Source organism: Paraburkholderia sediminicola, from assembly GCF_046030555.1.
Taxonomy (GTDB): domain Bacteria; phylum Pseudomonadota; class Gammaproteobacteria; order Burkholderiales; family Burkholderiaceae; genus Paraburkholderia; species Paraburkholderia sediminicola_E.
In genome coordinates this window covers 72,674-97,568 of record NZ_JAQQCH010000005.1, presented here as the reverse complement: position 1 = coordinate 97,568, position 24,895 = coordinate 72,674, and the positions used below count along the sequence as shown (strand labels likewise).

Genomic DNA, 24,895 nt, shown 5'->3' with positions numbered 1-24,895 from the left:
TGATTGGCGGCAACAAGTTTGGATGATCGGCGTAAGCGCTGAGGCGCTAACGCCGGTCGACAGCGTTGCATGGGACCAAAGTAAGCGCTAAAGCGCTAACTCTGGTCGACAGCGTTGCATGGGACCAGAGTAAGCGCTAAAGCGCTAACTCTGGTCGACAGCGTTGCATGGGACCAGAGTAAGCGCTAAAGCGCTAACTCTGGTCGACACAGGAGACAGGATAGGCATGGCATTTACGCTCGAGGACATCGTCCATCGGTTCGGCGGTGAAGTAGTCGGAGATGGTTCGCAGCGCGTCGGCAGTCTGGCGCCGCTCGACCAGGCAGGCCCGGACCAGCTGGCGTTCCTCGCCAATCCGAAGTATCTGTCGCAGGTCGAGACGACCCGTGCGGGCGCAGTGCTGATCAATGCCGACGACCTCGCGAAGCTGGCCTCCCGCGACGCTCGTAACTTCATCGTCACGCCGAATCCGTACGCTTACTTCGCGCGCGTCGCGCAGACTTTCATCGATATGGCAGCGCCCAAGGCTATGCCTGGTGTGCACCCGAGCGCGACGATCGACCCGTCGGCTCAGATTGCCGCGAGCGCGGTGATTGGTCCGCACGTCACGGTGGAAGCGGGCGCGGTGATCGGCGAAAACGTGCGTCTGGATGCCAATGTGGTGATCGGTCGCGGCACGCGGATCGGCGCGGGCTCGCATCTGTATCCGAATGTCGCCGTGTACTACGGCTGCAAGCTCGGCGAGCGCGTGATCGTGCACGCGGGTGCGGTGATCGGTTCGGACGGTTTTGGCTTCGCGCCGGATTTTGTCGGCGAAGGCGATGCGCGTACCGGCAGTTGGGTAAAGATTCCGCAGGTCGGCGGTGTGTCGATCGCGGCAGACGTCGAAATCGGTGCGAACACCACCATCGACCGTGGCGCCATGGCTGACACGATCATCGAAGAGTGCGTGAAGATCGACAATCTCGTGCAGATCGGTCACAACTGCAAGGTCGGCGCTTACACGGTGATCGCCGGCTGCGCGGGCATCGCGGGCAGTACCACGATCGGCCGTCATTGCATGATCGGCGGCGCAGTTGGGATTGCCGGTCACGTCACGCTGGCGGACTACGTGATCGTCACGGCGAAGTCGGGCGTGTCGAAGTCGTTGCTGAAGCCCGGCATGTATACCAGCGCTTTCCCGGCCGTGAACCATGCCGACTGGAACAAAAGCGCCGCTTTGCTGCGTAACATCGACAAACTCCGCGACCGTATCAAGGCGCTCGAAAATGCCGCTTCGGCAGGCAAGCCGGGCCACGCAGCAAGTAATTCCGCAGGCGACAAAGCCTGAGTATCAGGCCGACTCGCAGAGCAACCGTAGGGCAACCTGCCGGCACCGCGTAAAATAGCGGGCAAGCATCAGGAAGCAAAGTCGGTTGCCGTGGCCGGGTGGCATGGCCTCCGGATCACAGCAAGCGCCGGCAGTACGCGTTACCAACCCACCTGCACCAGCATCCGCAGTCATCATCGCGCAGTCAATGCGTGAGTAGAAACACCATGAGCACCGAAAAAATCAATCTCGACATTCATAAGATTCTCACGCTGCTGCCGCATCGTTACCCGATTCTGCTGGTTGACCGGGTGCTCGAACTTGAGCCGCATAAGAGCATCAAAGCGTTGAAGAACGTGTCGATCAATGAACCGTATTTCCAGGGTCACTTTCCGACCCGTCCGGTGATGCCCGGCGTGCTGATTCTCGAAGCACTCGCGCAAACGGCGGCCTTGCTGACGTTTTCGGAAGAGCCGAGCGATCCGTCGAACACGCTGTATCTGTTCGTGGGCATCGACAATGCGCGCTTCAAGCGCGTGGTGGAACCGGGCGATCAGTTGATCCTGAACTGCACGTTCGAGCGTCATATGCGCGGCATCTGGAAGTTCAAGGCGCGCGCCGAAGTGGATGGTGCCGTAGCGGCGGAAGCCGACCTGATGTGCGCGGTGCGGCACACGGACAAAGACGTTTAAGCCGGTTTCCGGGCAGTCAGCGGCTTACTCTGAGCCCTGCAAGCCTCCGGCTACGCCCATCCAGACAACGCAACAGAATCAGAAGCGAGGACGCATGAGCAGGATTCATCCCACTGCGATCGTCGAACCGGGCGCGCAACTCGACGAATCCGTCGAAATCGGACCGTATGCCGTCATCGGCGCACATGTGACGATCGGCGCACGGACCACGGTCGGGTCGCACAGCGTGATCGAAGGTCACACCACGATCGGCGAAGACAACCGGATCGGCCACTACGCATCGGTCGGCGGCCGTCCGCAGGACATGAAGTACAAGGACGAGCCAACCCGGCTCGTGATCGGCAATCGCAACGCGATCCGTGAATTCACCACGATCCACACCGGCACGGTGCAGGACTCGGGCGTCACCACGCTGGGCGACGATAACTGGATCATGGCCTACGTGCACATCGGGCACGACTGCCACGTCGGCAGCAACGTCATTCTGTCGAGCAATGCGCAGATGGCCGGCCATGTGATCATTGGCGACCACGCGATCGTCGGCGGCATGTCGGGCGTGCATCAGTTTGTGCGCATCGGTGCGCACTCAATGCTGGGCGGGGCTTCCGCGCTCGTGCAGGACGTCCCGCCGTTCGTGATGGCTGCCGGCAACAAGGCCGAACCGCACGGTATCAACGTCGAAGGTCTGCGCCGCCGCGGTTTCTCCGCGGACGCGATTTCGGCGCTGCGCTCGGCGTACCGCTTGTTGTACAAGAACGGCCTGTCGCTGGAAGAAGCGAAGGTGCAGTTGCGCGAACTCGCGTCCGCGGGTGGCGATGGCGATGCGCCGGTACAAACGCTCCTCGCGTTCGTCGAAGCGTCGCAACGCGGCATCATCCGCTAAGCGATGGCATTGAACCCGAGTCCGCTGCGTGTCGCGATGGTGGCTGGCGAGCCGTCCGGCGACCTGCTGGCGGCGTCGCTGCTCGACGGCCTCGCGAGCCGTCTGCCCGCCGGTACCCAGTATTATGGGATCGGCGGCCCGCGCATGATCGCCACGGGCTTCGACGCCCACTGGCCGATGGAAAAACTGACGGTGCGCGGCTATGTCGAAGCACTGCGGCATATTCCCGAGATCCTCAGCATCCGCAACGAACTGAAGCGCCAACTGCTGGCTGAGCCGCCGTCGGTGTTCGTCGGTGTGGATGCGCCCGATTTCAACTTCGGCCTCGAGCATCCGTTGCGCGAAGCGGGCATTCCGACTGTTCACTTCGTCTGTCCGTCCATCTGGGCGTGGCGGGGCGGGCGCATCAAGAAGATCGCCAAGGCGGTCGACCACATGCTGTGCGTGTTTCCGTTCGAAACAGCGCTGCTGGAAAAGGCAGGCGTCGCGGCGTCCTACGTCGGTCATCCGCTTGCTGACGAGATCCCGATCGTGCCCGATACGCTCGGCGCGCGCCGCACGCTCGGCCTCGCTGAAAGCGGTCCGATCATTGCGGTGCTACCCGGCAGCCGGCGCTCGGAGATCGATCTGATCGGTCCGACGTTCTTTGCCGCGATGGAGATGATGCAGCACCAGGAGCCCAGTTTGCGTTTCGTGATGCCGGCGGCCACGCCCGCGCTGCGCGAAATGCTGCGGCCGCTGGTCGATGCGCATCCCGGTCTCGCGCTGACCATCACGGACGGCCAGTCGCAACTCGCGATGACAGCGGCAGATGCGATCCTCGTCAAGAGCGGCACGGTGACGCTGGAAGCCGCGTTGCTGAAAAAGCCGATGGTGATCTCGTACAAGGTGCCCTGGCTGACCGGCCAGATCATGCGCCGCCAGGGCTATCTGCCGTACGTTGGCCTGCCGAACATTCTGGCGGGGCGTTTCGTGGTGCCGGAAATTCTGCAGCACTTCGCCACACCGCAGGCGCTTGCCGAAGCCACGCTGAAACAGTTGCGCGACGAAGCCAACCGGCGCACGCTGACGGAAATCTTCACGGAGATGCATCACGTGCTGAAGCAGAACACCGCGCAGCGTGCGGCGGAAGTCGTGGCGAGCGTCATCGAAAATCGGAAGGCGCGGCCGTGACTACGGCGCGCGGACCAGGCCGCAAGGCTGCGACCGCTGCTGGCGCGGCAGTGCAGGTCGGCATGGACTTCGAGACACCGGATGACATTGTCTGCGGCGTCGACGAGGCCGGGCGTGGGCCGCTGGCGGGTCCGGTGGTCGCCGCCGCGGTGATTTTCGATCCGTCGAAGCCGATGATTCGCGGCCTCGACGATTCGAAAGTGCTCACCGCCAAAAAGCGCGACGAACTGTACGACAAGATCGTCGATCGGGCGCTCGCGTACTGCATCGCGTCCGCTACCGTCGAAGAAATCGACACGCTAAACATCCTGCACGCCACGATGCTGGCGATGAAGCGGGCAGTCGAAGGTCTTTCGGTCGTGCCGACACTCGTAAAAATCGACGGCAATCGCTGCCCGACGCTGAGCATTCGCAGCGAGGCGGTAATCGGCGGCGATGCGCTGGTCAAGAGCATTTCGGCTGCGTCGATTCTCGCCAAGGTCACGCGCGACCGGATGCTGCTCGAATTGCATCAAACCTATCCGGTCTACGGTTTTAACGCGCATGCCGGCTACGGCACGCCGCAGCATCTCGCGGCGCTGCGCGAACATGGGCCGTGTGAGCATCATCGGCGTTCCTTTGCGCCAGTGCGTGAAGCGCATCTGCGCTTCGGCACGGGTTTGAAACTGCTGGCCGGCGACGTGATCGTGGTGTCCGGCACCCTCACCGACGCCATGCTCGACGACGACGCCTTCGGCGAACGCAGCGGCGCCTGAGCGCCCTGTATGGCCCGGCGCGTCGCCAACTCTTTCCTCATTCTCACTGTCTTCGCTGCCTGTGAAAGCCATCACCTCGCGGGACAATCCGCTCTACAAGCGCCTGAAAGCATTGGCCGGCTCGACGCATCAGCAGCGCCGCAGCGGCCACGCGCTGCTCGAAGGTTTCCATCTCGCGAGCGCCTATCTCGACGTCGCGGGGCAGCCGGAAATGTGCGTCGTCACCGAGGGCGCGCTGCGCCACGACGAAGCGCAGGCCATCGTGTCGCGCATCGACGAGCAGCGCATCGTCACGCTGCCTGACGCATTGTTTGGGCAGTTGTCGAACGTCGTGCACGGTGTCGGGATTCTGCTGCTGGTCGAAAAGCTCGATACGCCGGTGCCGGAGAAGGTGGGAGAAACCTGCCTCGTACTCGATGGCGTGCAGGACGCCGGCAACGTCGGTTCGATTCTGCGCAGCGCGGCGGCCGCCGGTATTCAGCAGGTGTTTTGCGCGCCGGGCACGGCATACGCATGGTCGTCGAAGGTATTGCGCTCGGGCATGGGCGCGCATTTTCTGCTACGGATCCACGAAGATGTCGAAACGCTGGCGCTAATCGAGCGCCTGGCCGTGCCCATCGTCATTACGGATTCGCACGGTGCCGAGGCGATCTACGACTGCGATCTGAGCGGACAGCTCGCGTGGGTCTTCGGCAACGAAGGGGCGGGCGTGTCGCAGGCCTGGCGCGATGTGGTGTCGCTGCGGGTGACGATTCCTCAGCCAGGCGGCATGGAATCGCTCAATGTGGCGGCTGCGGCGGCTGTCTGCGTGTTCGAACAGTGCCGCCAGCAGCGCCGCGCGTGACTTCAACGGCATGATTTGAGTGGCGTGGCGTCCCTCATCTGAATGCCACGCGTATCTCGAGAACAGGCCGCGCTCAGTAAGCCGGCCGGTCCAGTTTGATCTCCTGCAGGATCGTCGTGGCAATCTCTTCGATCGACTTATGCGTCGACGACAACCACTTGACCCCTTCGCGCCGCATCATGGCTTCGGCTTCATTGATCTCGTAACGGCAATTTTCCGGCGCAGCGTACTTGCTGCCCGGCCGGCGCTCGTTACGGATCTCCGACAGACGTTGCGGATCGATCGACAACCCAAACATCTTCTGCCGATGCGCCAATAGCGGCGTGGGCAGCTTGCCGCGCTCGAAGTCTTCCGGAATCAGCGGATAGTTGGCCGCTTTCACACCGTACTGCATCGCCAGATACAGGCTCGTCGGTGTCTTGCCGCTGCGCGACACGCCGACCAGAATCACGTCGGCGTCGGCGAGATTGCGGTTCGATTGACCGTCGTCGTGCGCGAGCGAGAAGTTGATCGCCTCGATCCGATTCTTGTACTCCTCAGTATCCGCGTTCTGGTGGCCGCGACCCATCGCGTGGCTCGACTTGAGCTCCAGTTCCTGTTCAAGCGGCTCGACGAAGGTCTGGAACATGTCCAGCACGAGCGCATTCGAACCTTTGACGATCTGATTCGACGCGCTGTCCACCAGCGTCGTGAAGACGATCGGACGGCGGCCGTCCTGCAGGATCGCTTCGTTGATTTTTTCCAGCGTGGCGTAGGCTTTTTCCGTCGAGTCGACGAAGGGCACACGAACCAGGCGGAATTTCTGGTCGAACTGGGAGAGGATCGAATGCGCGAAGGTTTCGGCAGTGATCCCGGTACCGTCGGAGACGATGAATACGGTGGGCGGCATCAGTGGGCTGGGGAACGTGAGCGGGGAAAAGCGCTCGAATGAAACATCGCTGCATTGACGTCGCTGCACGGTGGCTAACCGGAGATTGCAGCAGCGTCATTTCAGCGCGCCGTGGGCACCGCAACTGCGCCCGGATGGCGGCGGGGCCTCGCGAGAGCCTCGCAAGAGCCCGTCAGCCGGTCCGGGGCGCGATTCGAGGCGCAATTCTCGTCCGACAGTCACATTTTGAGAGTCGGCACGGTAGAATAGCGGCAACCTGTTGGATAAGCAATTGCAGGCGATTGGCGTCTAACTCACCGTGAACGGTCGGTCAACGCCGCGCTTTGCCCCGGTAACTTGCGGCAAATAGAGCGAATAGGCTGGATCGATCGGTAATTTCGTCCATCCGCTATCTATCTCGTGCTTCTGGGCTTCACGCCAGTTGCAGCGATTGCTTCTCCAACAGGTTGTGCAAGACGCGGGGTCACGCTTCCAATGGGCGTCTCGCGTTCAAGCCCACTTGCACAGCCGTGAATTTCTTTCACACTTAGGGGCTTGTATGACTAACGCAGTTACCGTCGCAAAGGAAGAGGCGTATGTAGTTCCGTTTGAGCAGTTGCGGATGACCGATGTGGAGATTGTCGGCGGCAAGAACGCGTCGCTTGGCGAGATGATCAGTCAACTCGCCGAAGCCGGTGTGCGCGTGCCGACTGGCTTCGCTACCACGGCGCTGGCTTTCCGTGACTTCTTGCATCACAACAATCTGACTGAACGCATCGCCAAACGCCTCGAAACGCTCGACGTCGACGACGTGAAGGCGCTCGCCGAAGCGGGCAAAGAGATCCGCCAATGGATCATCGACGCGCCGATGCAGCCGCGCCTCGAAGCGGATATCCGCGCAGGCTTCGACACCCTGCAAAACAGCTCGCCTGAAGAGCTGTCGTTTGCCGTGCGTTCATCGGCAACGGCAGAAGACTTGCCGGACGCATCGTTCGCGGGTCAGCAGGAAAGCTACCTCAACGTGGTCGGCATCGACGACGTGCTTGATCGCATGAAGCACGTGTTCGCGTCGCTGTATAACGACCGTGCTATCTCCTATCGCGTCCACAAAGGTTTCACCCACGCTGAAGTCGCGTTGTCGGCAGGCGTGCAACGCATGGTGCGCTCGGACGTCGGCGCGGCAGGCGTGATGTTCACGCTGGACACGGAATCGGGTTTCAAGGACGCCGTCTTCATCACGTCGAGCTACGGCCTGGGCGAAACAGTCGTGCAGGGCGCCGTGAATCCGGACGAGTTCTACGTCTTCAAGACCACGCTCGCACAAGGCAAGTACCCGATCATCCGCCGCTCGATCGGCTCGAAGCTGATCAAGATGGAATTCACCAAGGCTGGCGAAGAAGGCCGCGTGAAGACCGTCGACGTCACGCACGAGCAGCGCAATCGCTTCTCGATCACCGATGAAGACGTGATCGAACTCGCGAAATACGCCGTCATCATCGAAAAGCACTACGAGCGTCCGATGGACATCGAGTGGGGCAAGGACGGCCGCGACGGCAAGATCTTCATCCTGCAGGCGCGTCCGGAAACGGTGAAGAGCCAGGCAGCCGGCAAGGCCGAGCAACGCTTCAAGCTGAAGGGCCAATCGAACGTACTGGCCACCGGCCGTGCGATCGGCCAGAAGATCGGTGCGGGTCCGGTGCGCGTGATTCACGATCCGTCGGAAATGGACCGTGTGCAGCCGGGCGACGTGCTGGTCGCCGACATGACCGACCCGAACTGGGAGCCGGTGATGAAGCGCGCGTCGGCAATCGTCACGAACCGTGGCGGCCGTACCTGCCACGCGGCGATCATCGCGCGTGAGCTGGGCGTGCCGGCCGTGGTCGGCTGCGGCGATGCCACCGACGTGCTGAAGGAAGGCGCGCTCGTGACCGTTTCGTGTGCCGAAGGCGACGAAGGCAAGATCTACGACGGTCTGCTCGAAACCGAAATCACCGAAGTCCAGCGCGGCGAACTGCCGCCGATTCCGGTGAAGATCATGATGAACGTCGGCAATCCGCAACTGGCCTTCGACTTCTCGCAACTGCCGAATGCAGGCGTGGGTCTGGCTCGGCTGGAATTCATCATCAACAACAACATCGGCGTTCACCCGAAGGCGATTCTCGAGTACCCGAACATCGATCAGGACCTGAAGAAGGCCGTGGAAAGCGTGGCCCGCGGCCATGCATCGCCGCGCGCGTTCTACGTCGACAAGCTGACCGAAGGCATCGCCACGATCGCGGCGGCGTTCTATCCGAAGCCCGTGATCGTGCGTCTGTCGGACTTCAAGTCGAACGAGTACAAGAAGCTGATCGGCGGTTCGCGTTACGAGCCGGACGAAGAAAACCCGATGCTGGGCTTCCGTGGCGCATCGCGCTACATCGCTGACGACTTCGCCGAAGCGTTCCAGATGGAATGCATCGCGCTGAAGAAGGTGCGTGAAGAGATGGGCCTCGACAACGTCGAGATCATGGTGCCGTTCGTGCGTACGCTGAAGCAGGCGGAGCGCGTGGTCGGGCTGCTGGAGAAGTTCGGCCTGAAGCGCGGTGAGAAGAATCTGCGCCTGATCATGATGTGTGAAGTGCCGTCGAACGCGATTCTGGCCGAAGAATTCCTGCAATTCTTCGACGGTTTCTCGATCGGTTCGAACGACCTGACGCAGCTCACGCTCGGCCTCGACCGCGACTCCGGTATGGAACTGCTGGCAGTCGATTTCGACGAACGCGACCCGGCCGTCAAGTTCTTGCTGAAGCGCGCGATCGACACGTGTCTGCGACTGAACAAGTACGTCGGTATCTGCGGCCAGGGCCCGTCGGATCATCCGGACTTTGCGCAATGGCTGACCGATGAAGGCATCAAGTCGATCTCGCTGAATCCGGACTCGATCATCGAGACGTGGCAGCAGTTGGCGAAATCGCTGACGAAGTAATCGCAGTCAATAAGCGCAGTAAAAATATGCGCGAGGCAGGTGCCCGATAAGCGGCTTGCATAAAGGACGGTGCGGTACGTCAAAAGCACGTGAAAGCGTGCTGCACCGCCCGGTAAAATGCACCCGCTTCGTGCTATAAACACCCCGGTAGATCCGGGGTGTTTTGTTTTGTGGAGGTCGACGTGGCGCCAGGTGGATTGTTCTGGTGGATCGGGGCGGGTGTGCTTGTCGTGCTGGAGTTGATCAGCGGCACGTTCTATTTGCTGATGATCGCGTTGGGCTGCATTGCGGCTGCCATTGCGCAACTGGCGGGCGTCGCCGCCGACCTGCAGTTCGCGATTGCAGCGGTCGTGGCGCTGGCGGCCGTCCTGTTGCTCAGGCGTTCGCGCTTTGGCCGCAGAACGCGTAAGGAGGCGTCGAAGAACCCGGACGTCAACCTGGACATCGGTCAAACGCTTGCCGTGCCGGCTTGGCACGAGCGCCGGGCGCGCGCCAACTATCGCGGTGCCGCATGGGACGTCGAATTGGCTGCCGGCGAACCCGAAGACGCGCAGCTCTATGAAATCGTCGAGATGCGTGGCAGTTGCCTTGTCGTCGTGGCCAGCCGGCTGGAGAAAGCCAAGGCAACGGCGGCCTGAGCACATACCAGTGCGCGTACAAAATCCTGCACCAGCGCGTGCACAGAACTACGCACAACCATTCGAACTACGGACCGGAGGGCAGTAATGGATTCAACCATTGTCGGGGCGGTGCTTCTGATTATCGTGATCGTGCTAGCGGCGCAGACGCTCAAGATCGTGCCGCAGCAACATGCGTGGGTGCTGGAGCGGCTCGGCCGCTATCACCGCACGTTGACGCCGGGCCTGAGTTTTGCGTTTCCGTTCGTCGACCGCATTGCGTACAAGCACATCCTCAAGGAAATCCCGCTCGAAGTGCCGAGCCAGGTATGTATTACGCGCGACAACACGCAACTGCAGGTGGATGGTGTGCTGTATTTCCAGGTCACCGATCCCATGAAGGCGTCGTACGGCTCAAGCAACTTCGTGTTCGCGATTACACAGTTGTCGCAGACCACGCTGCGCTCGGTGATCGGCAAACTCGAACTTGACAAGACTTTCGAGGAACGCGACTTCATCAACCACAGTATTGTGTCGTCGCTCGATGAGGCCGCGTCGAACTGGGGTGTCAAGGTGCTGCGCTACGAGATCAAGGACCTGACGCCGCCCAAGGAAATTCTTCATGCGATGCAGGCGCAGATCACCGCCGAGCGCGAGAAGCGCGCGCTGATCGCGGCATCCGAAGGGCGTAAGCAGGAGCAGATCAATATCGCCTCGGGTGGGCGCGAAGCATCGATCCAGAAGTCCGAAGGCGAACGGCAGGCGGCGATCAATCAGGCGCAGGGGCAAGCAGCGGCGATTCTGGCGGTGGCGGAGGCTAATTCGCAGGCGATTCAGAAGATTGCGGCGGCCATCCAGTCGAACGGCGGGATGGAAGCGGTGAACCTGAAGGTGGCCGAGCAGTATGTCAACGCATTCGGTAACCTGGCGAAGCAGGGCACCACGCTGATCGTGCCGGGCAACCTGGCGGATATGAGTTCGATGATTGCGTCGGCGCTGACCATCGTGAATAAGGGGAAGGGCGCGACGGACGTGCGCTGATTGACGTTTTTCCTTGCCGAAAAAAATGGCCCGCGAAATAAGCGGGCCATTTTTCGTTGAATGTTCGTTGAATTTTCGTCCAATCGCAGCTTTTGCCGGCGAGCCAACTCGGGCTGGCAAAGTGCGGCAAATCCGCGCATCACGCAGCGCCGGTCAGGCCAGGTCGCGGATCGACTCGCCACTCAAGCCTGAAGACCACCATTACGACGGCGAGCGCATCAGGCGCGCCTTCTCGCGTTCCCAGTCGCGTTTCTTTTCGGTCTCGCGCTTGTCGTGCTGCTTCTTACCCTTGGCCAGGCCGATCTCGCATTTGACGCGGCCGCCCTTGTAATGGAAGTTCAGCGGCACGAGCGTGTAGCCGCGCTGCTCGACTTTGCCGATCAGTTTGCTGATTTCCTCGCTATGCAGCAGCAGCTTGCGCGTGCGCACCGGGTCCGGGTTGATGTGGGTCGAGGCTTCGGGCAGCGGGCTGATATGCGTACCGATCAGGAACAGTTCGTTATTCTTGATGACAACGTAACCTTCCTTGATCTGACCGCGCCCGGCGCGCAGCGCCTTGACCTCCCATCCTTCGAGCACGAGCCCTGCTTCATAGCGTTCTTCGACCGAGTAGTCGTAGAAGGCTTTTCTGTTGTCGATGATGCTCATGAATGGAAAGTGCCCAACTCGTTTAAAATCACGATTTTAGCAAAGCGGGGCAAGGAAAGCCCGCGGCGCTTGTCCACCCTTGCCACGCGCTGTTCAATTTATGGCAGATGTCCAGAAAACCGTGTTGATCCGCCATTCGGCGGAACAGATGTTCGACCTCGTCACCGACGTCGCCGATTACCCCAACTTCCTGCCTTGGTGCGGGGGAGTCGAAATCCGTCGCCAGGACGAAACCGGCATGGAGGCGAAGATCGATATCAACTTCAAGGGCATCAAGCAGCATTTCGCCACGCATAACAGCATGGAGCGGCCCACGCGCATCGATATGGAGTTCGCGGACGGCCCATTTCGCAAATTCACCGGTTTCTGGCGCTTTACGCCGTTGCGCGCGGATGCCTGCAAGATCGAATTCGCGCTGCACTACGAATTCACCAACATTATTCTCGAGAAGATCATTGGGCCGGTGTTCAGCCACATTGCCAACACCTTCGTCGAATCGTTCGTGAAGCGCGCCGATCAGCGCTACGGTAAGGCATGAGCGCGCGCTTGTCGATTGAAGTCTGCTACGCGCTCGCCAATGAGCAGACAGTAATCGCCGTGGAATTGCCGGAAGGCGCCACGCTGCAGCAGGCGCTGGACGCGAGCGGCATCGTGCGGCGTTATCCGCAGATCGATCTGGGCACGCAGAAGGTCGGCGTGTTCGGCAAGCTCAAGCCGCTCGATACGGTACTCGCCGACCACGATCGCGTCGAGATTTACCGGCCTTTGCTGGTGGATCCGAAGCTGTCGCGTCAACGGCGCGTCGAGAAGACCCGCAAGGCGGGTTCGATCGAAGGGCGTCGCTGGCAGAACAAGGATTCGCGCTAAGGGTATCGTGCGGTAGTGGCGTTTGACGGAGCGTCGTAAGCCAGTTCAGGGCTTACCATCCGCAAGCTGCCGTCGTTGCGCAGCGTTGGCCATGCCTCGTCTCAATGCGCCGAAACCTGTGCTTTTCCCTCGATCGACGCCGCCCCGGACGAATCGTCGTCCGCGTGCTGGCGCACCGACCAGCACACCCCCGCGACCAGCAGCAGGATCGCCGCGGTTTCCAGCGGGCGCGGCAGGCGCTGGTCGTAGATGAACGCGTAGAGCAGCGCGAATAGCGTCTCAAACACGATCATCTGACCGGACAGGGTCAGCGGCAGCCGCTTCGACGCGGCGTTCCACAGCCCGTTGCCGAGCCACGACGCGCCCACAGCGAGCCCCAGATTCAGCATCCAGAAGGTGTGCCAGCGCCCGTCGCCGAGGGGCGCCTGCAGGCCGCCAGAGGGCATGACGGCGACCACCAGCCACAAGGCAGCGCCAAGCGCGCCTGTCACCACGCCCCAGAGCACCGACCACTCGTTGCCGCTGAAATGCGTCCGCCGCTGCAGATAACGGGCGTTTTCGACCGCGAACCAGGTCCAGCAGGCGAGCGCGCCGACCGCGCAGGCGAGGCCGAGGAGCTTCGTCGCGATACTCACGGGCGTGCTGTCCGCTACCGTGAAGACGTCGATGTTGATGCAGGCGATGCCGGCCACCACCAGCGCGAGCGGCCATGCGAGGCGGGCGAGCGGCACGGCGCCCTGATCGCGCCGGCCGAGCAGCGTCACCGTGACCGGCAGCACGCCGACGATCAACGACGCCGGCGCGATGCCGATCATATGGACGGCCGCGGTCAGCAGCAGGTAGTAGAGCAGATTGCCGGCCAGGGCCAGTTTGACCAGGGCGCCGAGATCCTCGCGGGTCAGGCGTTTGACGAGCGAACGGGCCATTGGCAGCGCGGCGGCCAGCGAGACGATGCCGTACATCGTGTAGCGACCGGCGCTTAGCAGCAGCGGCGAAAAATCGGGCAGCACGCGCGGCACCAGAAACACCATGCCCCATAGGGCCCCGGCCATTACTCCATATGCCACACCGCGCTGCATCGACTGCCCCTGCAAGAAAAACTGGAATGGTCGGCAGAATAGCCGTTTGGCGGGTGGGGTGTCTTGTTTGATTCTGCATTCCGGCGGTTATATCTGGCGCTTTCAGGCGCCTTTTAACGCTCACGCGGCGGCTCGGCGGCGCATAAGTCGCCCTGAATTTCCCGAGATCGACCCGAGCGGCGCCTCCATGCGCCCGAACGCGCAAACGAAACCGGATCGAACCCGAGGCGAACGCAGAAGCGAAATTGAAGGGTCCGAAGTCACGAAAAAAATCGCCCGAAATTCGCTAAGCTGCTGTTAGTGCAGTGAAAACCAGGGAGGTATCGCGTATAATTCGCTTTTGCGCCTATAGGATTTGCCATGCGTCTGATCCAAACAGCACTCACGTTCGATGACGTGCTCCTCGTCCCGGCCTTTTCTGATGTTCTGCCGCGCGACACCAGCCTCAAGACCCGGCTGACCCGCAACATCTCCCTGAATATGCCGCTTGTGTCCGCCGCCATGGACACCGTCACCGAAGCCCGTCTCGCGATCGCGATGGCGCAAATGGGTGGTGTGGGCATCATCCACAAGAATCTCACGCCGGCCGAGCAGGCGCGTGAAGTTGCCAAGGTCAAGCGCTTCGAATCGGGCGTCGTGCGCGATCCGATCACGGTGCCGCCGCAAATGAAGGTGCGCGACGTCATCGCACTGTCGCGCCAGCATGGCATTTCGGGTTTTCCGGTCGTCGAGGGCGCGCAGTTGATCGGGATCGTCACGAACCGTGACTTGCGTTTCGAAGAGCGTCTGGACGAACCGGTGCGCAACATCATGACGCCGCGCGAGCGCCTCGTCACCGTCAAGGAAGGCACGCCGCTCGCCGAAGCCAAGGCGCTGATGCACAGCCACCGCCTCGAGCGCGTGCTGGTCATTAACGACGCATTCGAACTGCGCGGCCTGATGACCGTCAAGGACATCACCAAGCAAACCGAACACCCGGACGCGTGTAAAGACGAACACGGCAAGCTGCGCGCAGGCGCCGCGGTCGGCGTGGGCGAAGACAACGAAGAGCGCGTGGAACTGCTGGTGCAGGCGGGTGTGGACGTGATCGTCGTCGACACGGCGCACGGCCACAGCAAGGGCGTGCTCGAGCGCGTCAAGTGGGTCAAACAGAAATTCCCGCACGTCGAAGTGATCGGCGGCAACATCGCTACTGCTGCGGCGGCCAAGGCGCTCGTCGAGTACGGCGCAGACGGCGTGAAGGTCGGTATCGGCCCCGGCTCGATCTGCACGACGCGGATCGTTGCTGGCGTGGGCGTGCCGCAGGTCACCGCGATCTCCAACGTCTCCGAAGCACTGAAGGGCACAGGGGTGCCGGTCATCGCCGACGGCGGCGTGCGTTTCTCGGGCGACGTCAGCAAGGCGCTGGCCGCCGGTGCGAATTCCGTGATGATGGGCAGCATGTTCGCCGGCACCGAAGAAGCGCCGGGCGACGTGTTCCTGTTCCAGGGCCGCCAGTACAAGTCGTACCGCGGCATGGGCTCGGTCGGCGCGATGAAAGACGGCGCTGCGGATCGCTACTTCCAGGACAACTCCGCGAACATCGACAAGCTGGTGCCGGAAGGTATCGAAGGCCGCGTCGCCTACAAGGGCTCGGTCAACGCGATCCTGTTCCAGCTGATCGGCGGTGTGCGCGCCAGCATGGGCTACTGCGGTTGCCGCACGATCTCGGAGATGAACGACAAGGCCGAGTTCGTGCAGATCACGGGCGCGGGCTTGCGCGAGTCGCATGTGCATGACGTGCAGATCACCAAGGAAGCACCCAACTACCACGTGGACTAAACGCCAATGAAGCCATTGCTGCGCGCTGTACTCATCCTCGATGCATTGTTGTTGCTTGCGTTCGGCCTGCTGTTTCTGCTGACGCCCTGGACTTCGTTGTACAACGCGCTGCTATTGGTGCAAACCCAGCCGGCCCTGGTCGGCCAGGGGTTTGGCGTGGCGCTGATCGGGCTCGCGTGGCTTGCTTTGCACGCGTCGCTCGACGGTTCGCTTACGTCGACGGTTGCCAAGGTCGTCGGGCATGTGAACTGGCTGACCGGCGTGCTGATGCTGGTCTGGCTACTGGGACTGCATACGCCGGCACTGACCGGCTTCGGGCAGATCATCGCTGTGTTGACCGGTGTGGTGCTGCTGGTGATCGGTCTCGGCGGTGTGCGCCTTTCGGGCGCGGTGCGGCGGCGCGAAAAGGTACAGCTGGCTGAGGCCGCCGCTGCCGAGCGCGCTGAGAAACAGGCTGCTAAAGACGCCGCGAAAGATGCTGCCAACCGGCGCGAACCCACTCCCGTCACGGCGGGTTTTCCGGTTTATCGCGCTGAGCCGGTGGTTGAGCCTGTCATGCCGGTCACACGGCCCGCGAGTCCAGTTGCGGCAGCACCGCTTCATCCCGAGATCGACGAGCCGGGCCTGACGGCGTCTGAACGCGCCACACGGGCCGAGGCTGCGGCCGCGCGCGACGAAGCTCGCAACTCCGCGGCCGATGCGCCCGGCGCACCCCGGCCGCCGTTTCATGGCTGACTCATGACTGACGCCTCGAGCGCCAGAACACCTGCCGAAGCTACCGGATTCCGTTCGTGCGCGCCGCAGGTGAGTGCCTGCAGCGCCCGAAGATTTCGCGTGCTTCATCGTCACGCTTCATGTTCGATCGTCCCCACGTGGACCGCTTTGAATTCAACGCCGCGCTTCGTGCGCGGCATCCCGTATCCGTTCACTTTTGACTCCGTCCGCTGCCATGCATGACAAGATCCTGATCCTCGACTTCGGTTCACAAGTCACCCAACTGATTGCACGTCGCGTTCGCGAAGCCAACGTGTATTCGGAAATTCATCCGTACGACGTCGATGCGTCGTTCATTCGCGATTTCGCGCCGAAGGGCGTGATCCTCTCCGGCGGCCCGAGCTCGGTCACCGAAACGGATACGCCGCGCGTGCCGCAAGCGGTGTTCGAACTCGGCGTGCCGGTACTCGGCATTTGCTACGGTATGCAGGCGATGGCCGAGCAGCTCGGCGGCAAGGTCGATATCGGCCACCTGCGTGAGTTCGGCTATGCCGAAGTGCGCGCGCGCAACCATACGAGCCTGCTCGAAGGCATCAGCGACTTCACCACGCCGGAAGGTCACGGCATGCTGAAGGTGTGGATGAGCCACGGCGACAAGGTGCTGGAAATGCCGGCGGGCTTCCAGCTGATGGCATCGACGGAATCGTGCCCGATCGCGGCCATGGCCGACGAACAGCGCCATTTCTACGGCCTGCAATGGCACCCGGAAGTCACGCACACCGTGCAAGGCCGCGCGATGCTCGAACGTTTCGTGCTGAAGATTTGCGGCGCGAATCCCGACTGGGAAATGGGTCATTACATCGACGAAGCCGTCGCGAAGATTCGCGAGCAGGTGGGCAAAGAGCATGTGATTCTGGGCTTGTCCGGCGGCGTGGATTCGTCGGTGGCGGCGGCGCTGCTGCATCGCGCGATCGGCGACCAGCTGACTTGCGTGTTCGTCGATCACGGCCTGCTGCGCCTGAACGAAGCCGAGCAGGTAATGGCAACGTTCGCTGAAAACCTCGGCGTGAAGGTGATTCACGTTGACGCAAGCGAAGTGTTCCTGTCGAAGCTGGCCGGTGTGACCGACCCGGAAGCGAAGCGCAAGATCATCGGCGCGGAATTCGTCGAAGTGTTCCAGACCGAAGCCAACAAGCTGACCGACGCAAAGTGGCTGGCGCAAGGCACGATCTATCCGGACGTGATCGAATCGGCGGGCAAGGGCAAGAAGGCGACGCAGACCATCAAGAGCCACCACAACGTGGGTGGTCTGCCCGAGACGCTGAATCTGAAGCTGCTCGAGCCGCTGCGCGAGCTGTTCAAGGACGAAGTGCGCGAACTCGGCGTGAAGCTCGGTTTGCCGCCGGCAATGGTGTATCGCCATCCGTTCCCTGGCCCGGGTCTGGGCGTGCGGATTCTCGGCGAAGTGCGCCGTGATTTCGCCGATCTGCTGCGTCGCGCGGACGCAATTTTCATCGAGACGCTGCGCACGTTCATCGACAAGGAAACCGGCAAGTCATGGTACGACCTGACGAGCCAGGCGTTCGCGGTGTTCCTGCCGGTGAAGAGCGTCGGCGTGATGGGTGACGGCCGGACTTACGAGTACGTCGTTGCGCTGCGCGCTGTACAGACGCTGGACTTCATGACCGCGCATTGGGCGCATCTGCCGCACGAGTTGCTGGGGCATGTGTCGAACCGCATCATTAATGAAGTGCGTGGGATTAACCGGGTGGTGTACGACATCTCGGGGAAACCGCCGGCGACGATCGAGTGGGAATAAAAGCATAATATTCTTTCCATTTTGGCCGATTAGAGTGGTGATATTGCTCTTGTGGCCCCAAAAACCGCTCCCTTGCTACGCAGTACCGAGCTGCGCTTGCAGCAGCTCGGGGAGCGTTTACGCTTGGGGCGCCGGCGCCTGACCGGCAAGCGGGTCGCGGAACGGGCGGGAATGACGCCAGTCACACTGCGGAGTTTGGAGAAGGGCAGTTCCGGGGTCACGATAGGCGCCTATCTGGCGGTCATGCAGGTATTGGGCGCGGACAAAGACCTGGCTCCTGCTGAAGGACGACCCTCTTGGCCGAAGCCTGCGGGATGCAGCACCGCCAAGGCGGTCGCGCGCTACAAAGCAAATTGCACCCCCGGCGCCAAAGCGTCGGGACTCTACGTCTGCTCCCTCCGGAAAAACAGAGCCCTTCGTCGCGAGCAATTGGACAGCAGATGACACGTTCGTCCGTGCAGACAACCTGGCCTCCCTCATCAGGACGGGATTCTTTGGGCGAGCGCAGGGAAAATGCGGGATACGACTCAATCGGAAGTTGTGTTTTTGAGTACGGCGGCTAAGGTGGCGGCAAGCCGGCGAATTGCTTCATTCATGAACTGAGGATCGGCGATCGAAAAGCTCAGACGAAGATTCGACGAGCCACGCGCGTCATGATGAAATTCCGAACCGGGGACATACGCAACGCCGTTCTCAATTGCCTTGTCTAGTAACTCGCTCGCGTCGATAGGAACACTTAGTTTTACCCATACAAAGAATCCGCCCTCTGGCGCGTTCCACGTCGCGTACGGAAGCAGGTGTGTTTGCAATGCGTCGAGCATTGCATCGCGCCGCGCCTGGTACCTCCGTTGAACACGTGCCACGTGGCCATCTATTCCGTGCTTGAGCAGATTGACCACAATTTCCTGCGAGAGCGTGCTGGGCTGAAGATCGCTGCCCTGGCGCAGAAGTGTCAGCAGCGAGATGACGTTTGCCGGACCCACAATCCACCCGACCCGAAGTCCCGGGGCGATGATTTTGGAAAATGAACCGACAAACAATGTCCTTCCCGTGTTGGGCGATGCATTGCCGCAATCCATTTCAAGAAGTGTGGGCGGAAGGTCACGGTCGGAAAATCTGATCTCACGATACGGGCTGTCTTCGACTAGAAACGTGCCACGCTGACGTGCAGTCGCCAGGAGCGCCGCACGCTCGTCCGCGCTGAGAACCTCGCCAGTGGGATTCTGGAAATCGGTCATAGCGTAAATAAACTTCGTGTCGCTCCCTCGCATCGAATCATCCTGATCAGCGAGCGATGCGACTTTCGCGCCACGGGCCCGAAACACCTGCAATGCGCCCGGATAGGTATTGGGTTGCACCAGCACGGAGTCACCCTCATCTACCAGCAACTGGGCAATCAGGTCGATTGCCTGCTGGGCGCCCGCGGTAACAAGAATGTTCGACGTGTCACAGGTGACGCCGCGGTTGAGCATGTGCCGCGCCAAAAGAGCCAGGAGCTCCGGACTGCCCTGAGATGGGCCGTACTGCAGAGCGCGCGCGGCTGTATCCGGATTGCCGAACACACCGTTCAACGCGCTGAAAATCTCGATGGAAGGGAACAGCGCGTCATCGGGTTGCCCTGGTCCTAACGAAATGAGACCGGGCGTGTCTTTGGCCAGTTGCTCGAGTTTCCGGATGCCCGACGGTGCGAGGCGGGTAGACAGGCGCGACAGCAGATTCGGGTGTGACATTGTTTGGCCTCGCATAGTTCGGTTCACGATTTGCTTGAATTATCTGAAAGTTATCGCAAACCCATTCGTTACCGCGGAGGCATGGTAGATTTTGTGATTAAAATCGGTAAACAATGAAAATTGCCGATGAATTCGCAAGGAACCCAGCATGATCGATGACCGTGACCGAAGAATCCTCACCGCTCTTGCGGGAAACAGCAGAATAAGCTTCCGTGAACTTGGCGAAGTGGCGAACCTGAGTGCCAACGCGACGGCTGAGCGGGTGCAACGACTGGTGGAAACCGGCGTGATCTCGAAGTTCTCGATCGAAATTCCTGCGGCCGCGATGGGCCTCGGTCTGCAAGCCTTCATCGACGTGCGGTTGCAGCCCGGAACCTCAATGGCGACCTTCGAGAAAAAGATCCAGCGCATGGACAGTGTTCTCGAGGGAACGGTCCTTACGGGGACGTTCGACGCGAGACTTCGCGTTGCGTGTTTGGACCCGGAACACCTCAACCGGATCATCGAGGAATTGCGTAGTGCCTGCGGCATATTGGAGACCAGTAGCGCGATCGTATGTCGGCAGATGCAGCTGACTTCACATAGCCAAGGGGGTAGCCGGCTTCCATTGAAATAGCAGTCATCCTCCGTTTGGCCTCCAACCGCGAGGCATAAGTCAACCGCCTGCACGAATCGGGACCGGTGAATGCCTGATGCGGCATTTCGCCAGGTCGCCGGGCCGGTTTTCCGGTCCGTGACGGTATCGATGTGCCCCCCAATTCACATGCGAGCCCGGGATCAGTGTTTGCCCGAGGTGCGATTGAATGCCGTTGACGTAGTTAAATCAATTGATTTAATCTGAAGCCGTCTGAAAGCGCGGACTGATCTGATGCAGCACGGATGCAACATGTGCGCGAATCAGGTGCTGCCGGCATTGGTGACCCACGCTGTCGATGAGGCTGGTTATCGCCGGATCATTGACGACACGGGCGCTATGCCGGCCGGGTGAGGCGGTCGGACATCGGTACAGGGTCAGGCAACGCCTGCGCCGCTCATTACCTTAAAAAACGGAGACACCCGATGACCAGACTATCGAACAAGCTGATCGGCGTCAGCGCGCTGACCCTGAGCCTGATGAGCGGCACGGCGGCCATTGCAGCGCCGGCCGGAACGGTCGCCTTCCTGATGCCCGACGAGGGCTCGACGCGCTACGAACAGCATGATTTCCCCGGCTTCAAGGCCGAAATGAGCAAGCTCTGCCCCGACTGCAAGGTGCTTTATCAAAACGCAAACGGCGACGTCGCGCAGCAGCAGCAGCAGTTCAACTCGGCGATTTCTCAGGGTGCGAAGGTGATCGTTCTCGACCCTGTGGATTCGGCGGCCGCCGCCTCTTTGGTCCACCTGGCGCAGAGCCAGGGCATCAAGGTAATCGCCTATGACCGGCCTGTACCGTCGACGCCAGCCGACTACTACGTGTCGTTCGACAACGAAGGCATCGGCCGTGCAATCGCGCAGTCGCTCGTCCAGCACCTGAAAGACACGGGCGTGCCGACGACCAGGGGCGGCTTGCTCGAAGTCAATGGCTCGCCCGTCGACGCGGCGGCTGGGCTGATCAAAAAGGGCAGCCACGAGGGCGTGCAGGGCAGTGGCTACAAGACGCTAGCGGAGTACGACACACCGGACTGGGCTCCGCCGAAAGCGCAGCAGTGGGTCAGTGGACAGATCACCCGCTTCGGGTCGCAGATTGTCGGCGTCGTGGCCGCCAATGACGGCACGGGCGGCGGGGCCGTCGCGGCCTTCAAGGCAGCCGGTGTCAACCCGGTGCCGCCCGTGACGGGCAATGACGCGACGATCGCAGGGCTGCAGTTGATCATCTCGGGCGACCAGTACAACACGATCCTGAAGCCGAGCGAGATCGTCGCGGCCGCGGCCGCGAAAGTGGCTGTCGGCTTCCTGTCCGGCCAGTCCCCGAAGGCCGAAACGACGCTCTTCAAGACGCCGTCCCAGCTCTTCAAACCAGCCGTGATCACGGCGAAGAACCTCAAGGCGGAGGTCGTCGACAAGGGGTTCGCGAGCGCCAAGGATCTGTGCACCGATCGCTATGCCGAAGGGTGCAAGAAACTTGGCATCACGAACTGATCCGGCGCGGCGCCGGACGGGATCTGGCTCGTGCCGGGTCGCGCCATCCCTCATGAGGTGTCCCTCCCATGACTGACGACCCCACAACACGGTCAAGGCCAGGCGAACTGGTCCTGAGCCTGCGCGGCGTCTCGAAACACTTCGGCGCGGTATCTGCCCTGACGGACATCGAGCTCGACGTGCATGCCGGCGAAGTCGTCGCCCTCGTGGGTGACAACGGGGCCGGGAAATCAACGTTGGTGAAGGTGCTCGCCGGTGTCCATCAACCGACCACTGGCACGATCACCTTCGGTGGCCAGGAGGTCACGCTGCCCGATCCGGGCGCGGCGCTCAATCTCGGCATCGCCACTGTGTTCCAGGACCTCGCGCTGTGTGAAAACCTCGATGTCGTTGCGAATATCTACCTTGGACGCGAGCTGAATCCGCTGCGTCTCGACGAGGTCGCGATGGAGGTGAAGGCATGGACGCTGCTGAACGAGCTGTCGGCCCGCATACCTAGCGTGCGCGACGTGGTCGCCTCGCTGTCGGGTGGCCAGCGCCAGACCGTGGCAATCGCGCGCTCGCTGCTGCTGGACCCGAAGCTGATCATGCTCGATGAGCCGACGGCGGCGCTGGGCGTGGCCCAGACCGCTGAAGTGCTGAACCTGATCGAGCGGGTGCGCGACCGTGGCCACGCGGTCATCATGATCAGCCACAACATGGAAGACGTCCGCGCCGTAGCGGATCGGATCGTGGTGCTACGGCTCGGCCGCAACAACGGCGTCTTCTATCCCGACTCTTCGAACGAGGAACTTGTGGCCGCGATCACCGGCGCCACCGAGAACGCTGTGTCGCGCCGCGCCGGCCGCCGTCAGGCCGAGCAGGGCGCCTGGACAAAGGAACGATCATGAGTAACAAAATGCAAGGCGCTCCCGATGAAACGCCAGGCGCGCCGCAGCCGTCCACGCTGCTCGATCGCAGCGATGTTCGCGTCAAGCATGCCGTCGGAGTCGGCGGTACCGTTGCCGCCTTTGTCGAACGGGTGCGCTCTGGCGATCTGGGATCGCTGCCGGTCATCGCGGGCCTGATCATTATCTGGACCGTGTTTACCAGTTTGAACCCAGTGTTCCTCTCGGCCAACAACATGGTGAACCTGCTGTTCGACTGCTCAACGGTGGGGGTGATCTCGCTGGGCATCGTCTGCGTGCTGATGGTGGGGCAGATAGATCTATCGGTAGGCTCGATGAGCGGCTTCGCTTCGGCCCTCGTAGGTACGCTTTGGGTCAATCAAGGCTGGCCGGTGCTGCTGGCCATCGTCGCCGCCGTCGCAGCCGGCGCGCTGGTCGGCATCCTGTACGCGCTGCTGCTCAACCGGTTCGGCATGCCGAGCTTCGTCGCGACACTGGCCGGGCTGCTTGCGATCCTCGGGTTGCAGCTCTACGTCCTCGGCGCCAGCGGTTCGATCAATCTGCCCTACGACTCGGCGATGGTGAACCTCGGGCAACTCATCATCATCCCTGCCGTCGTATCGTATCTCCTTGTGCTGGTACCGGGTGCCGTGATGCTGGCGCTTGGACTGCGCACGCGTGAACGGCGCCGTGCATCCAGGCTCTCTGCGCCCTCGGTGGGCGGCCTGCTCGTGCGCAGCCTTGCCATCACCGTGCTGCTGGAGATCGTGGTGGCCTACCTCAACCAGGGACGAGGTGTTCCGCTGATGTTCGGCATCTTCCTCGGCCTCGCGGTAGCGATGGACTATGCGCTCAAGAGGACGCGCTGGGGCCGCTCGATGAACGCAGTCGGTGGGAATCGCGAGGCCGCGAGGCGGGCAGGCATCAATGTCGGCGCCATCTACACCAGCGCCTTTGTGCTGTGCGCCAGTCTCGCCGCGCTTGGCGGCGTGCTGACCGCAGCACGACTCGCCTCGGCAAGCACGCAGGCCGGTACCGGTGACGTGAACCTGAACGCCATCGCAGCAGCCGTGATCGGCGGCACCAGCCTGTTCGGCGGCCACGGCAGTGCATATTCTGCAGTACTGGGCATTATCGTAATCCAGTCGATTGCCAGCGGTCTGACGCTGCTGAACCTGTCGTCCTCGTTGCGCTTCATGATCACCGGCGCGGTGCTGGCGATCGCGGTGATCGTCGACTCGCTCGCCCGGCAGTCTCGCGTCTCGCATGGCCGCGCGTAAATCCAGTAAGCCAGCAACTATCTTGCATGAGACCGGAGAGCAGCAAATGACTGACTTGATGAAGGGGAAAGTTGCCGCCATCACAGGTGCGGCATCGGGAATCGGCCTCGAGTGCGCGCGCACACTGATCTCGGAAGGTGCGAAGGTCGTGCTGATCGATCGTGCCAGAGAGAGGCTCGAGAAATTGTGCGCAGAGTTGGGAGACAACGCGTTGCCGCTCGTCGTGGATCTGCTGCAGCCCTCGGAGGTGTCGGGGATGCTGCCGAAAATCCTTGACCTTGCCGGCGGACTCGACATTTTCCACGCCAACGCCGGCGCGTACGTTGGCGGCGAAGTGCTGAATGGCAATCCGGACGAGTGGGATCGCATGCTGAACCTGAACGTCAACGCCGCGTTCCGATCGGTTCACGCTGTGCTGCCGCATCTGGTCGCGCAGAAATCGGGCGACATCATCTTCACCAGTTCTGTCGCGGGCTTCGTCCCGGTTGTGTGGGAGCCGATCTACACCGCCTCCAAATTCGCGGTACAGGCCTTCGTCCACACGCTTCGACGCCAAGTCTCCAAACATGGCGTGCGGGTCGGTGCGGTGGCCCCGGGTCCGGTCGTCACGGCGCTGCTCGACGACTGGCCAAAGGAGAAGATGGACGAGGCGCTCGCCCTGGGCAGCCTGATGCAGCCCAAGGAGGTCGCCGACGCGGTGCTCTTCATGCTGACGCGGCCACGCAACGTGACGATCCGTGACCTCGTGATCCTTCCGAATAGCGTCGATATCTGAATTGCGTGGC

General features: G+C 61.8%; 24 protein-coding genes. 20 read left to right on the top strand and 4 right to left on the bottom strand.

Annotated elements, in window-relative coordinates; all coding sequences use genetic code 11:
- The first annotated feature begins 226 nt into the window (after positions 1-226).
- From lpxD to PQQ52_RS09775, 6 genes are all read left to right on the top strand, one after another.
- Positions 227-1,330, top strand: coding sequence for a UDP-3-O-(3-hydroxymyristoyl)glucosamine N-acyltransferase (lpxD, locus tag PQQ52_RS09800; RefSeq protein ID WP_408209802.1), 1,104 nt, complete (start codon positions 227-229; stop codon positions 1,328-1,330).
- Between the two features lie 206 nt (positions 1,331-1,536).
- Positions 1,537-2,001 carry a 3-hydroxyacyl-ACP dehydratase FabZ gene (fabZ, locus tag PQQ52_RS09795; RefSeq protein WP_408209799.1) on the top strand — a complete coding sequence of 155 codons (465 nt, stop codon included), beginning with the start codon at positions 1,537-1,539 and terminating at the stop codon, positions 1,999-2,001.
- Positions 2,002-2,095: 94 nt separating this feature from the next.
- Complete coding sequence (lpxA, locus tag PQQ52_RS09790; RefSeq protein ID WP_408209796.1) at positions 2,096-2,884, top strand: acyl-ACP--UDP-N-acetylglucosamine O-acyltransferase; 789 nt, start codon at positions 2,096-2,098, stop codon at positions 2,882-2,884.
- A gap of 3 nt (positions 2,885-2,887) precedes the next feature.
- On the top strand, positions 2,888-4,057 hold the full coding sequence (gene lpxB / locus PQQ52_RS09785) for a lipid-A-disaccharide synthase (RefSeq protein WP_408209793.1): 1,170 nt from the start codon (positions 2,888-2,890) through the stop codon (positions 4,055-4,057).
- Positions 4,054-4,812, top strand: coding sequence for a ribonuclease HII (gene rnhB, locus PQQ52_RS09780; protein WP_408209790.1), 759 nt, complete (start codon positions 4,054-4,056; stop codon positions 4,810-4,812). The genes lpxB and rnhB overlap by 4 nt, the downstream gene beginning before the upstream one ends.
- Before the next feature lie 61 nt (positions 4,813-4,873).
- Positions 4,874-5,656, top strand: coding sequence for a TrmH family RNA methyltransferase (locus PQQ52_RS09775; RefSeq protein WP_408209787.1), 783 nt, complete (start codon positions 4,874-4,876; stop codon positions 5,654-5,656).
- 73 nt (positions 5,657-5,729) lie between these two features.
- Here the strand turns inward: PQQ52_RS09775 and ppsR are convergent, their stop codons facing one another.
- Positions 5,730-6,545 carry a posphoenolpyruvate synthetase regulatory kinase/phosphorylase PpsR gene (gene ppsR, locus PQQ52_RS09770; RefSeq protein WP_408209785.1) on the bottom strand — a complete coding sequence of 272 codons (816 nt, stop codon included), beginning with the start codon at positions 6,543-6,545 and terminating at the stop codon, positions 5,730-5,732.
- Positions 6,546-7,083: 538 nt separating this feature from the next.
- On the opposite strand from ppsR, the gene ppsA reads away from it, so the two are divergent.
- The 3 genes from ppsA (at position 7,084) to PQQ52_RS09755 (ending at position 11,147) form a co-directional block, all read left to right on the top strand.
- Positions 7,084-9,489: a phosphoenolpyruvate synthase gene (gene ppsA / locus PQQ52_RS09765; protein WP_408209783.1), complete on the top strand. Its 2,406-nt coding sequence runs from the start codon at positions 7,084-7,086 to the stop codon at positions 9,487-9,489.
- A gap of 182 nt (positions 9,490-9,671) precedes the next feature.
- The gene (locus PQQ52_RS09760) at positions 9,672-10,127 is read left to right on the top strand and encodes an NfeD family protein (protein WP_408209780.1); all 456 of its coding nucleotides are present in this window, start codon (positions 9,672-9,674) and stop codon (positions 10,125-10,127) included.
- An 87-nt stretch (positions 10,128-10,214) separates the two neighbouring features.
- The gene (locus PQQ52_RS09755) at positions 10,215-11,147 is read left to right on the top strand and encodes an SPFH domain-containing protein (protein WP_408209777.1); all 933 of its coding nucleotides are present in this window, start codon (positions 10,215-10,217) and stop codon (positions 11,145-11,147) included.
- 201 nt (positions 11,148-11,348) lie between these two features.
- On the opposite strand, the gene smpB is transcribed toward PQQ52_RS09755, so the two are convergent.
- Complete coding sequence (gene smpB, locus PQQ52_RS09750) at positions 11,349-11,795, bottom strand: SsrA-binding protein SmpB (RefSeq protein WP_042323149.1); 447 nt, start codon at positions 11,793-11,795, stop codon at positions 11,349-11,351.
- Between the two features lie 100 nt (positions 11,796-11,895).
- Between smpB and PQQ52_RS09745 the strand changes: the two genes are divergently transcribed.
- On the top strand, positions 11,896-12,333 hold the full coding sequence (locus PQQ52_RS09745) for a type II toxin-antitoxin system RatA family toxin (RefSeq protein ID WP_063496516.1): 438 nt from the start codon (positions 11,896-11,898) through the stop codon (positions 12,331-12,333).
- On the top strand, positions 12,330-12,662 hold the full coding sequence (locus tag PQQ52_RS09740; protein WP_408209774.1) for an RnfH family protein: 333 nt from the start codon (positions 12,330-12,332) through the stop codon (positions 12,660-12,662). The genes PQQ52_RS09745 and PQQ52_RS09740 overlap by 4 nt, the downstream gene beginning before the upstream one ends.
- 101 nt (positions 12,663-12,763) lie before the next feature.
- Here PQQ52_RS09740 and PQQ52_RS09735 read toward each other — a convergent pair whose 3' ends face one another.
- Positions 12,764-13,741 carry a DMT family transporter gene (locus tag PQQ52_RS09735; RefSeq protein WP_408209771.1) on the bottom strand — a complete coding sequence of 326 codons (978 nt, stop codon included), beginning with the start codon at positions 13,739-13,741 and terminating at the stop codon, positions 12,764-12,766.
- Positions 13,742-14,101: 360 nt separating this feature from the next.
- Between PQQ52_RS09735 and guaB the strand changes: the two genes are divergently transcribed.
- The 4 genes from guaB to PQQ52_RS09715 all read left to right on the top strand — a co-directional run bounded on the left by guaB (position 14,102) and on the right by PQQ52_RS09715 (position 18,539).
- Positions 14,102-15,562, top strand: a complete 1,461-nt coding sequence (guaB, locus tag PQQ52_RS09730) for an IMP dehydrogenase (protein ID WP_408209768.1) — start codon at positions 14,102-14,104, stop codon at positions 15,560-15,562.
- A gap of 6 nt (positions 15,563-15,568) precedes the next feature.
- Positions 15,569-16,297: a hypothetical protein gene (locus tag PQQ52_RS09725; RefSeq protein ID WP_408209765.1), complete on the top strand. Its 729-nt coding sequence runs from the start codon at positions 15,569-15,571 to the stop codon at positions 16,295-16,297.
- Between the two features lie 214 nt (positions 16,298-16,511).
- Positions 16,512-18,095: a glutamine-hydrolyzing GMP synthase gene (guaA, locus tag PQQ52_RS09720; protein WP_408209762.1), complete on the top strand. Its 1,584-nt coding sequence runs from the start codon at positions 16,512-16,514 to the stop codon at positions 18,093-18,095.
- A 51-nt stretch (positions 18,096-18,146) separates the two neighbouring features.
- Positions 18,147-18,539, top strand: a complete 393-nt coding sequence (locus PQQ52_RS09715; protein WP_408209759.1) for a helix-turn-helix domain-containing protein — start codon at positions 18,147-18,149, stop codon at positions 18,537-18,539.
- A gap of 83 nt (positions 18,540-18,622) precedes the next feature.
- Here PQQ52_RS09715 and PQQ52_RS09710 read toward each other — a convergent pair whose 3' ends face one another.
- Positions 18,623-19,825: an aminotransferase-like domain-containing protein gene (locus tag PQQ52_RS09710; RefSeq protein ID WP_408209756.1), complete on the bottom strand. Its 1,203-nt coding sequence runs from the start codon at positions 19,823-19,825 to the stop codon at positions 18,623-18,625.
- A 148-nt stretch (positions 19,826-19,973) separates the two neighbouring features.
- Here PQQ52_RS09710 and PQQ52_RS09705 point away from each other — a divergent pair, with 148 nt between their 5' ends.
- From PQQ52_RS09705 to PQQ52_RS09685, 5 genes are all read left to right on the top strand, one after another.
- Positions 19,974-20,441, top strand: coding sequence for an Lrp/AsnC family transcriptional regulator (locus PQQ52_RS09705; protein ID WP_408209754.1), 468 nt, complete (start codon positions 19,974-19,976; stop codon positions 20,439-20,441).
- A gap of 497 nt (positions 20,442-20,938) precedes the next feature.
- On the top strand, positions 20,939-21,943 hold the full coding sequence (locus PQQ52_RS09700) for an ABC transporter substrate-binding protein (protein WP_408209752.1): 1,005 nt from the start codon (positions 20,939-20,941) through the stop codon (positions 21,941-21,943).
- Positions 21,944-22,011: 68 nt separating this feature from the next.
- Positions 22,012-22,833 carry an ATP-binding cassette domain-containing protein gene (locus PQQ52_RS09695; protein ID WP_408209749.1) on the top strand — a complete coding sequence of 274 codons (822 nt, stop codon included), beginning with the start codon at positions 22,012-22,014 and terminating at the stop codon, positions 22,831-22,833.
- The gene (locus PQQ52_RS09690; RefSeq protein WP_408209746.1) at positions 22,830-24,110 is read left to right on the top strand and encodes a sugar ABC transporter permease; all 1,281 of its coding nucleotides are present in this window, start codon (positions 22,830-22,832) and stop codon (positions 24,108-24,110) included. The genes PQQ52_RS09695 and PQQ52_RS09690 overlap by 4 nt, the downstream gene beginning before the upstream one ends.
- 46 nt (positions 24,111-24,156) lie before the next feature.
- Entirely contained in the window at positions 24,157-24,885 is a 729-nt protein-coding gene (locus PQQ52_RS09685; protein WP_408210323.1) for an SDR family oxidoreductase, read from the top strand.
- Positions 24,886-24,895: the final 10 nt, after the last annotated feature.

Bases quoted from the DNA above. Each gene is read 5' to 3' on its own strand.
- PQQ52_RS09700 (WP_408209752.1), top strand. From the start codon at position 20,939: ATGAGCGGCACGGCGGCCATTGCAGCGCCGGCCGGAACGGTCGCCTTC.
- PQQ52_RS09725 (WP_408209765.1), top strand. From the start codon at position 15,569: ATGAAGCCATTGCTGCGCGCTGTACTCATCCTCGATGCATTGTTGTTG.
- PQQ52_RS09695 (WP_408209749.1), top strand. From the start codon at position 22,012: ATGACTGACGACCCCACAACACGGTCAAGGCCAGGCGAACTGGTCCTG.
- PQQ52_RS09755 (WP_408209777.1), top strand. From the start codon at position 10,215: ATGGATTCAACCATTGTCGGGGCGGTGCTTCTGATTATCGTGATCGTG.
- PQQ52_RS09710 (WP_408209756.1), bottom strand. From the start codon at position 19,825: ATGTCACACCCGAATCTGCTGTCGCGCCTGTCTACCCGCCTCGCACCG.
- PQQ52_RS09690 (WP_408209746.1), top strand. From the start codon at position 22,830: ATGAGTAACAAAATGCAAGGCGCTCCCGATGAAACGCCAGGCGCGCCG.
- PQQ52_RS09740 (WP_408209774.1), top strand. From the start codon at position 12,330: ATGAGCGCGCGCTTGTCGATTGAAGTCTGCTACGCGCTCGCCAATGAG.
- guaB (WP_408209768.1), top strand. From the start codon at position 14,102: ATGCGTCTGATCCAAACAGCACTCACGTTCGATGACGTGCTCCTCGTC.
- PQQ52_RS09685 (WP_408210323.1), top strand. From the start codon at position 24,157: ATGACTGACTTGATGAAGGGGAAAGTTGCCGCCATCACAGGTGCGGCA.
- ppsR (WP_408209785.1), bottom strand. From the start codon at position 6,545: ATGCCGCCCACCGTATTCATCGTCTCCGACGGTACCGGGATCACTGCC.
- fabZ (WP_408209799.1), top strand. From the start codon at position 1,537: ATGAGCACCGAAAAAATCAATCTCGACATTCATAAGATTCTCACGCTG.
- lpxB (WP_408209793.1), top strand. From the start codon at position 2,888: ATGGCATTGAACCCGAGTCCGCTGCGTGTCGCGATGGTGGCTGGCGAG.
- PQQ52_RS09705 (WP_408209754.1), top strand. From the start codon at position 19,974: ATGATCGATGACCGTGACCGAAGAATCCTCACCGCTCTTGCGGGAAAC.
- guaA (WP_408209762.1), top strand. From the start codon at position 16,512: ATGCATGACAAGATCCTGATCCTCGACTTCGGTTCACAAGTCACCCAA.
- lpxA (WP_408209796.1), top strand. From the start codon at position 2,096: ATGAGCAGGATTCATCCCACTGCGATCGTCGAACCGGGCGCGCAACTC.
- PQQ52_RS09735 (WP_408209771.1), bottom strand. From the start codon at position 13,741: ATGCAGCGCGGTGTGGCATATGGAGTAATGGCCGGGGCCCTATGGGGC.
- smpB (WP_042323149.1), bottom strand. From the start codon at position 11,795: ATGAGCATCATCGACAACAGAAAAGCCTTCTACGACTACTCGGTCGAA.
- lpxD (WP_408209802.1), top strand. From the start codon at position 227: ATGGCATTTACGCTCGAGGACATCGTCCATCGGTTCGGCGGTGAAGTA.
- ppsA (WP_408209783.1), top strand. From the start codon at position 7,084: ATGACTAACGCAGTTACCGTCGCAAAGGAAGAGGCGTATGTAGTTCCG.
- PQQ52_RS09745 (WP_063496516.1), top strand. From the start codon at position 11,896: ATGGCAGATGTCCAGAAAACCGTGTTGATCCGCCATTCGGCGGAACAG.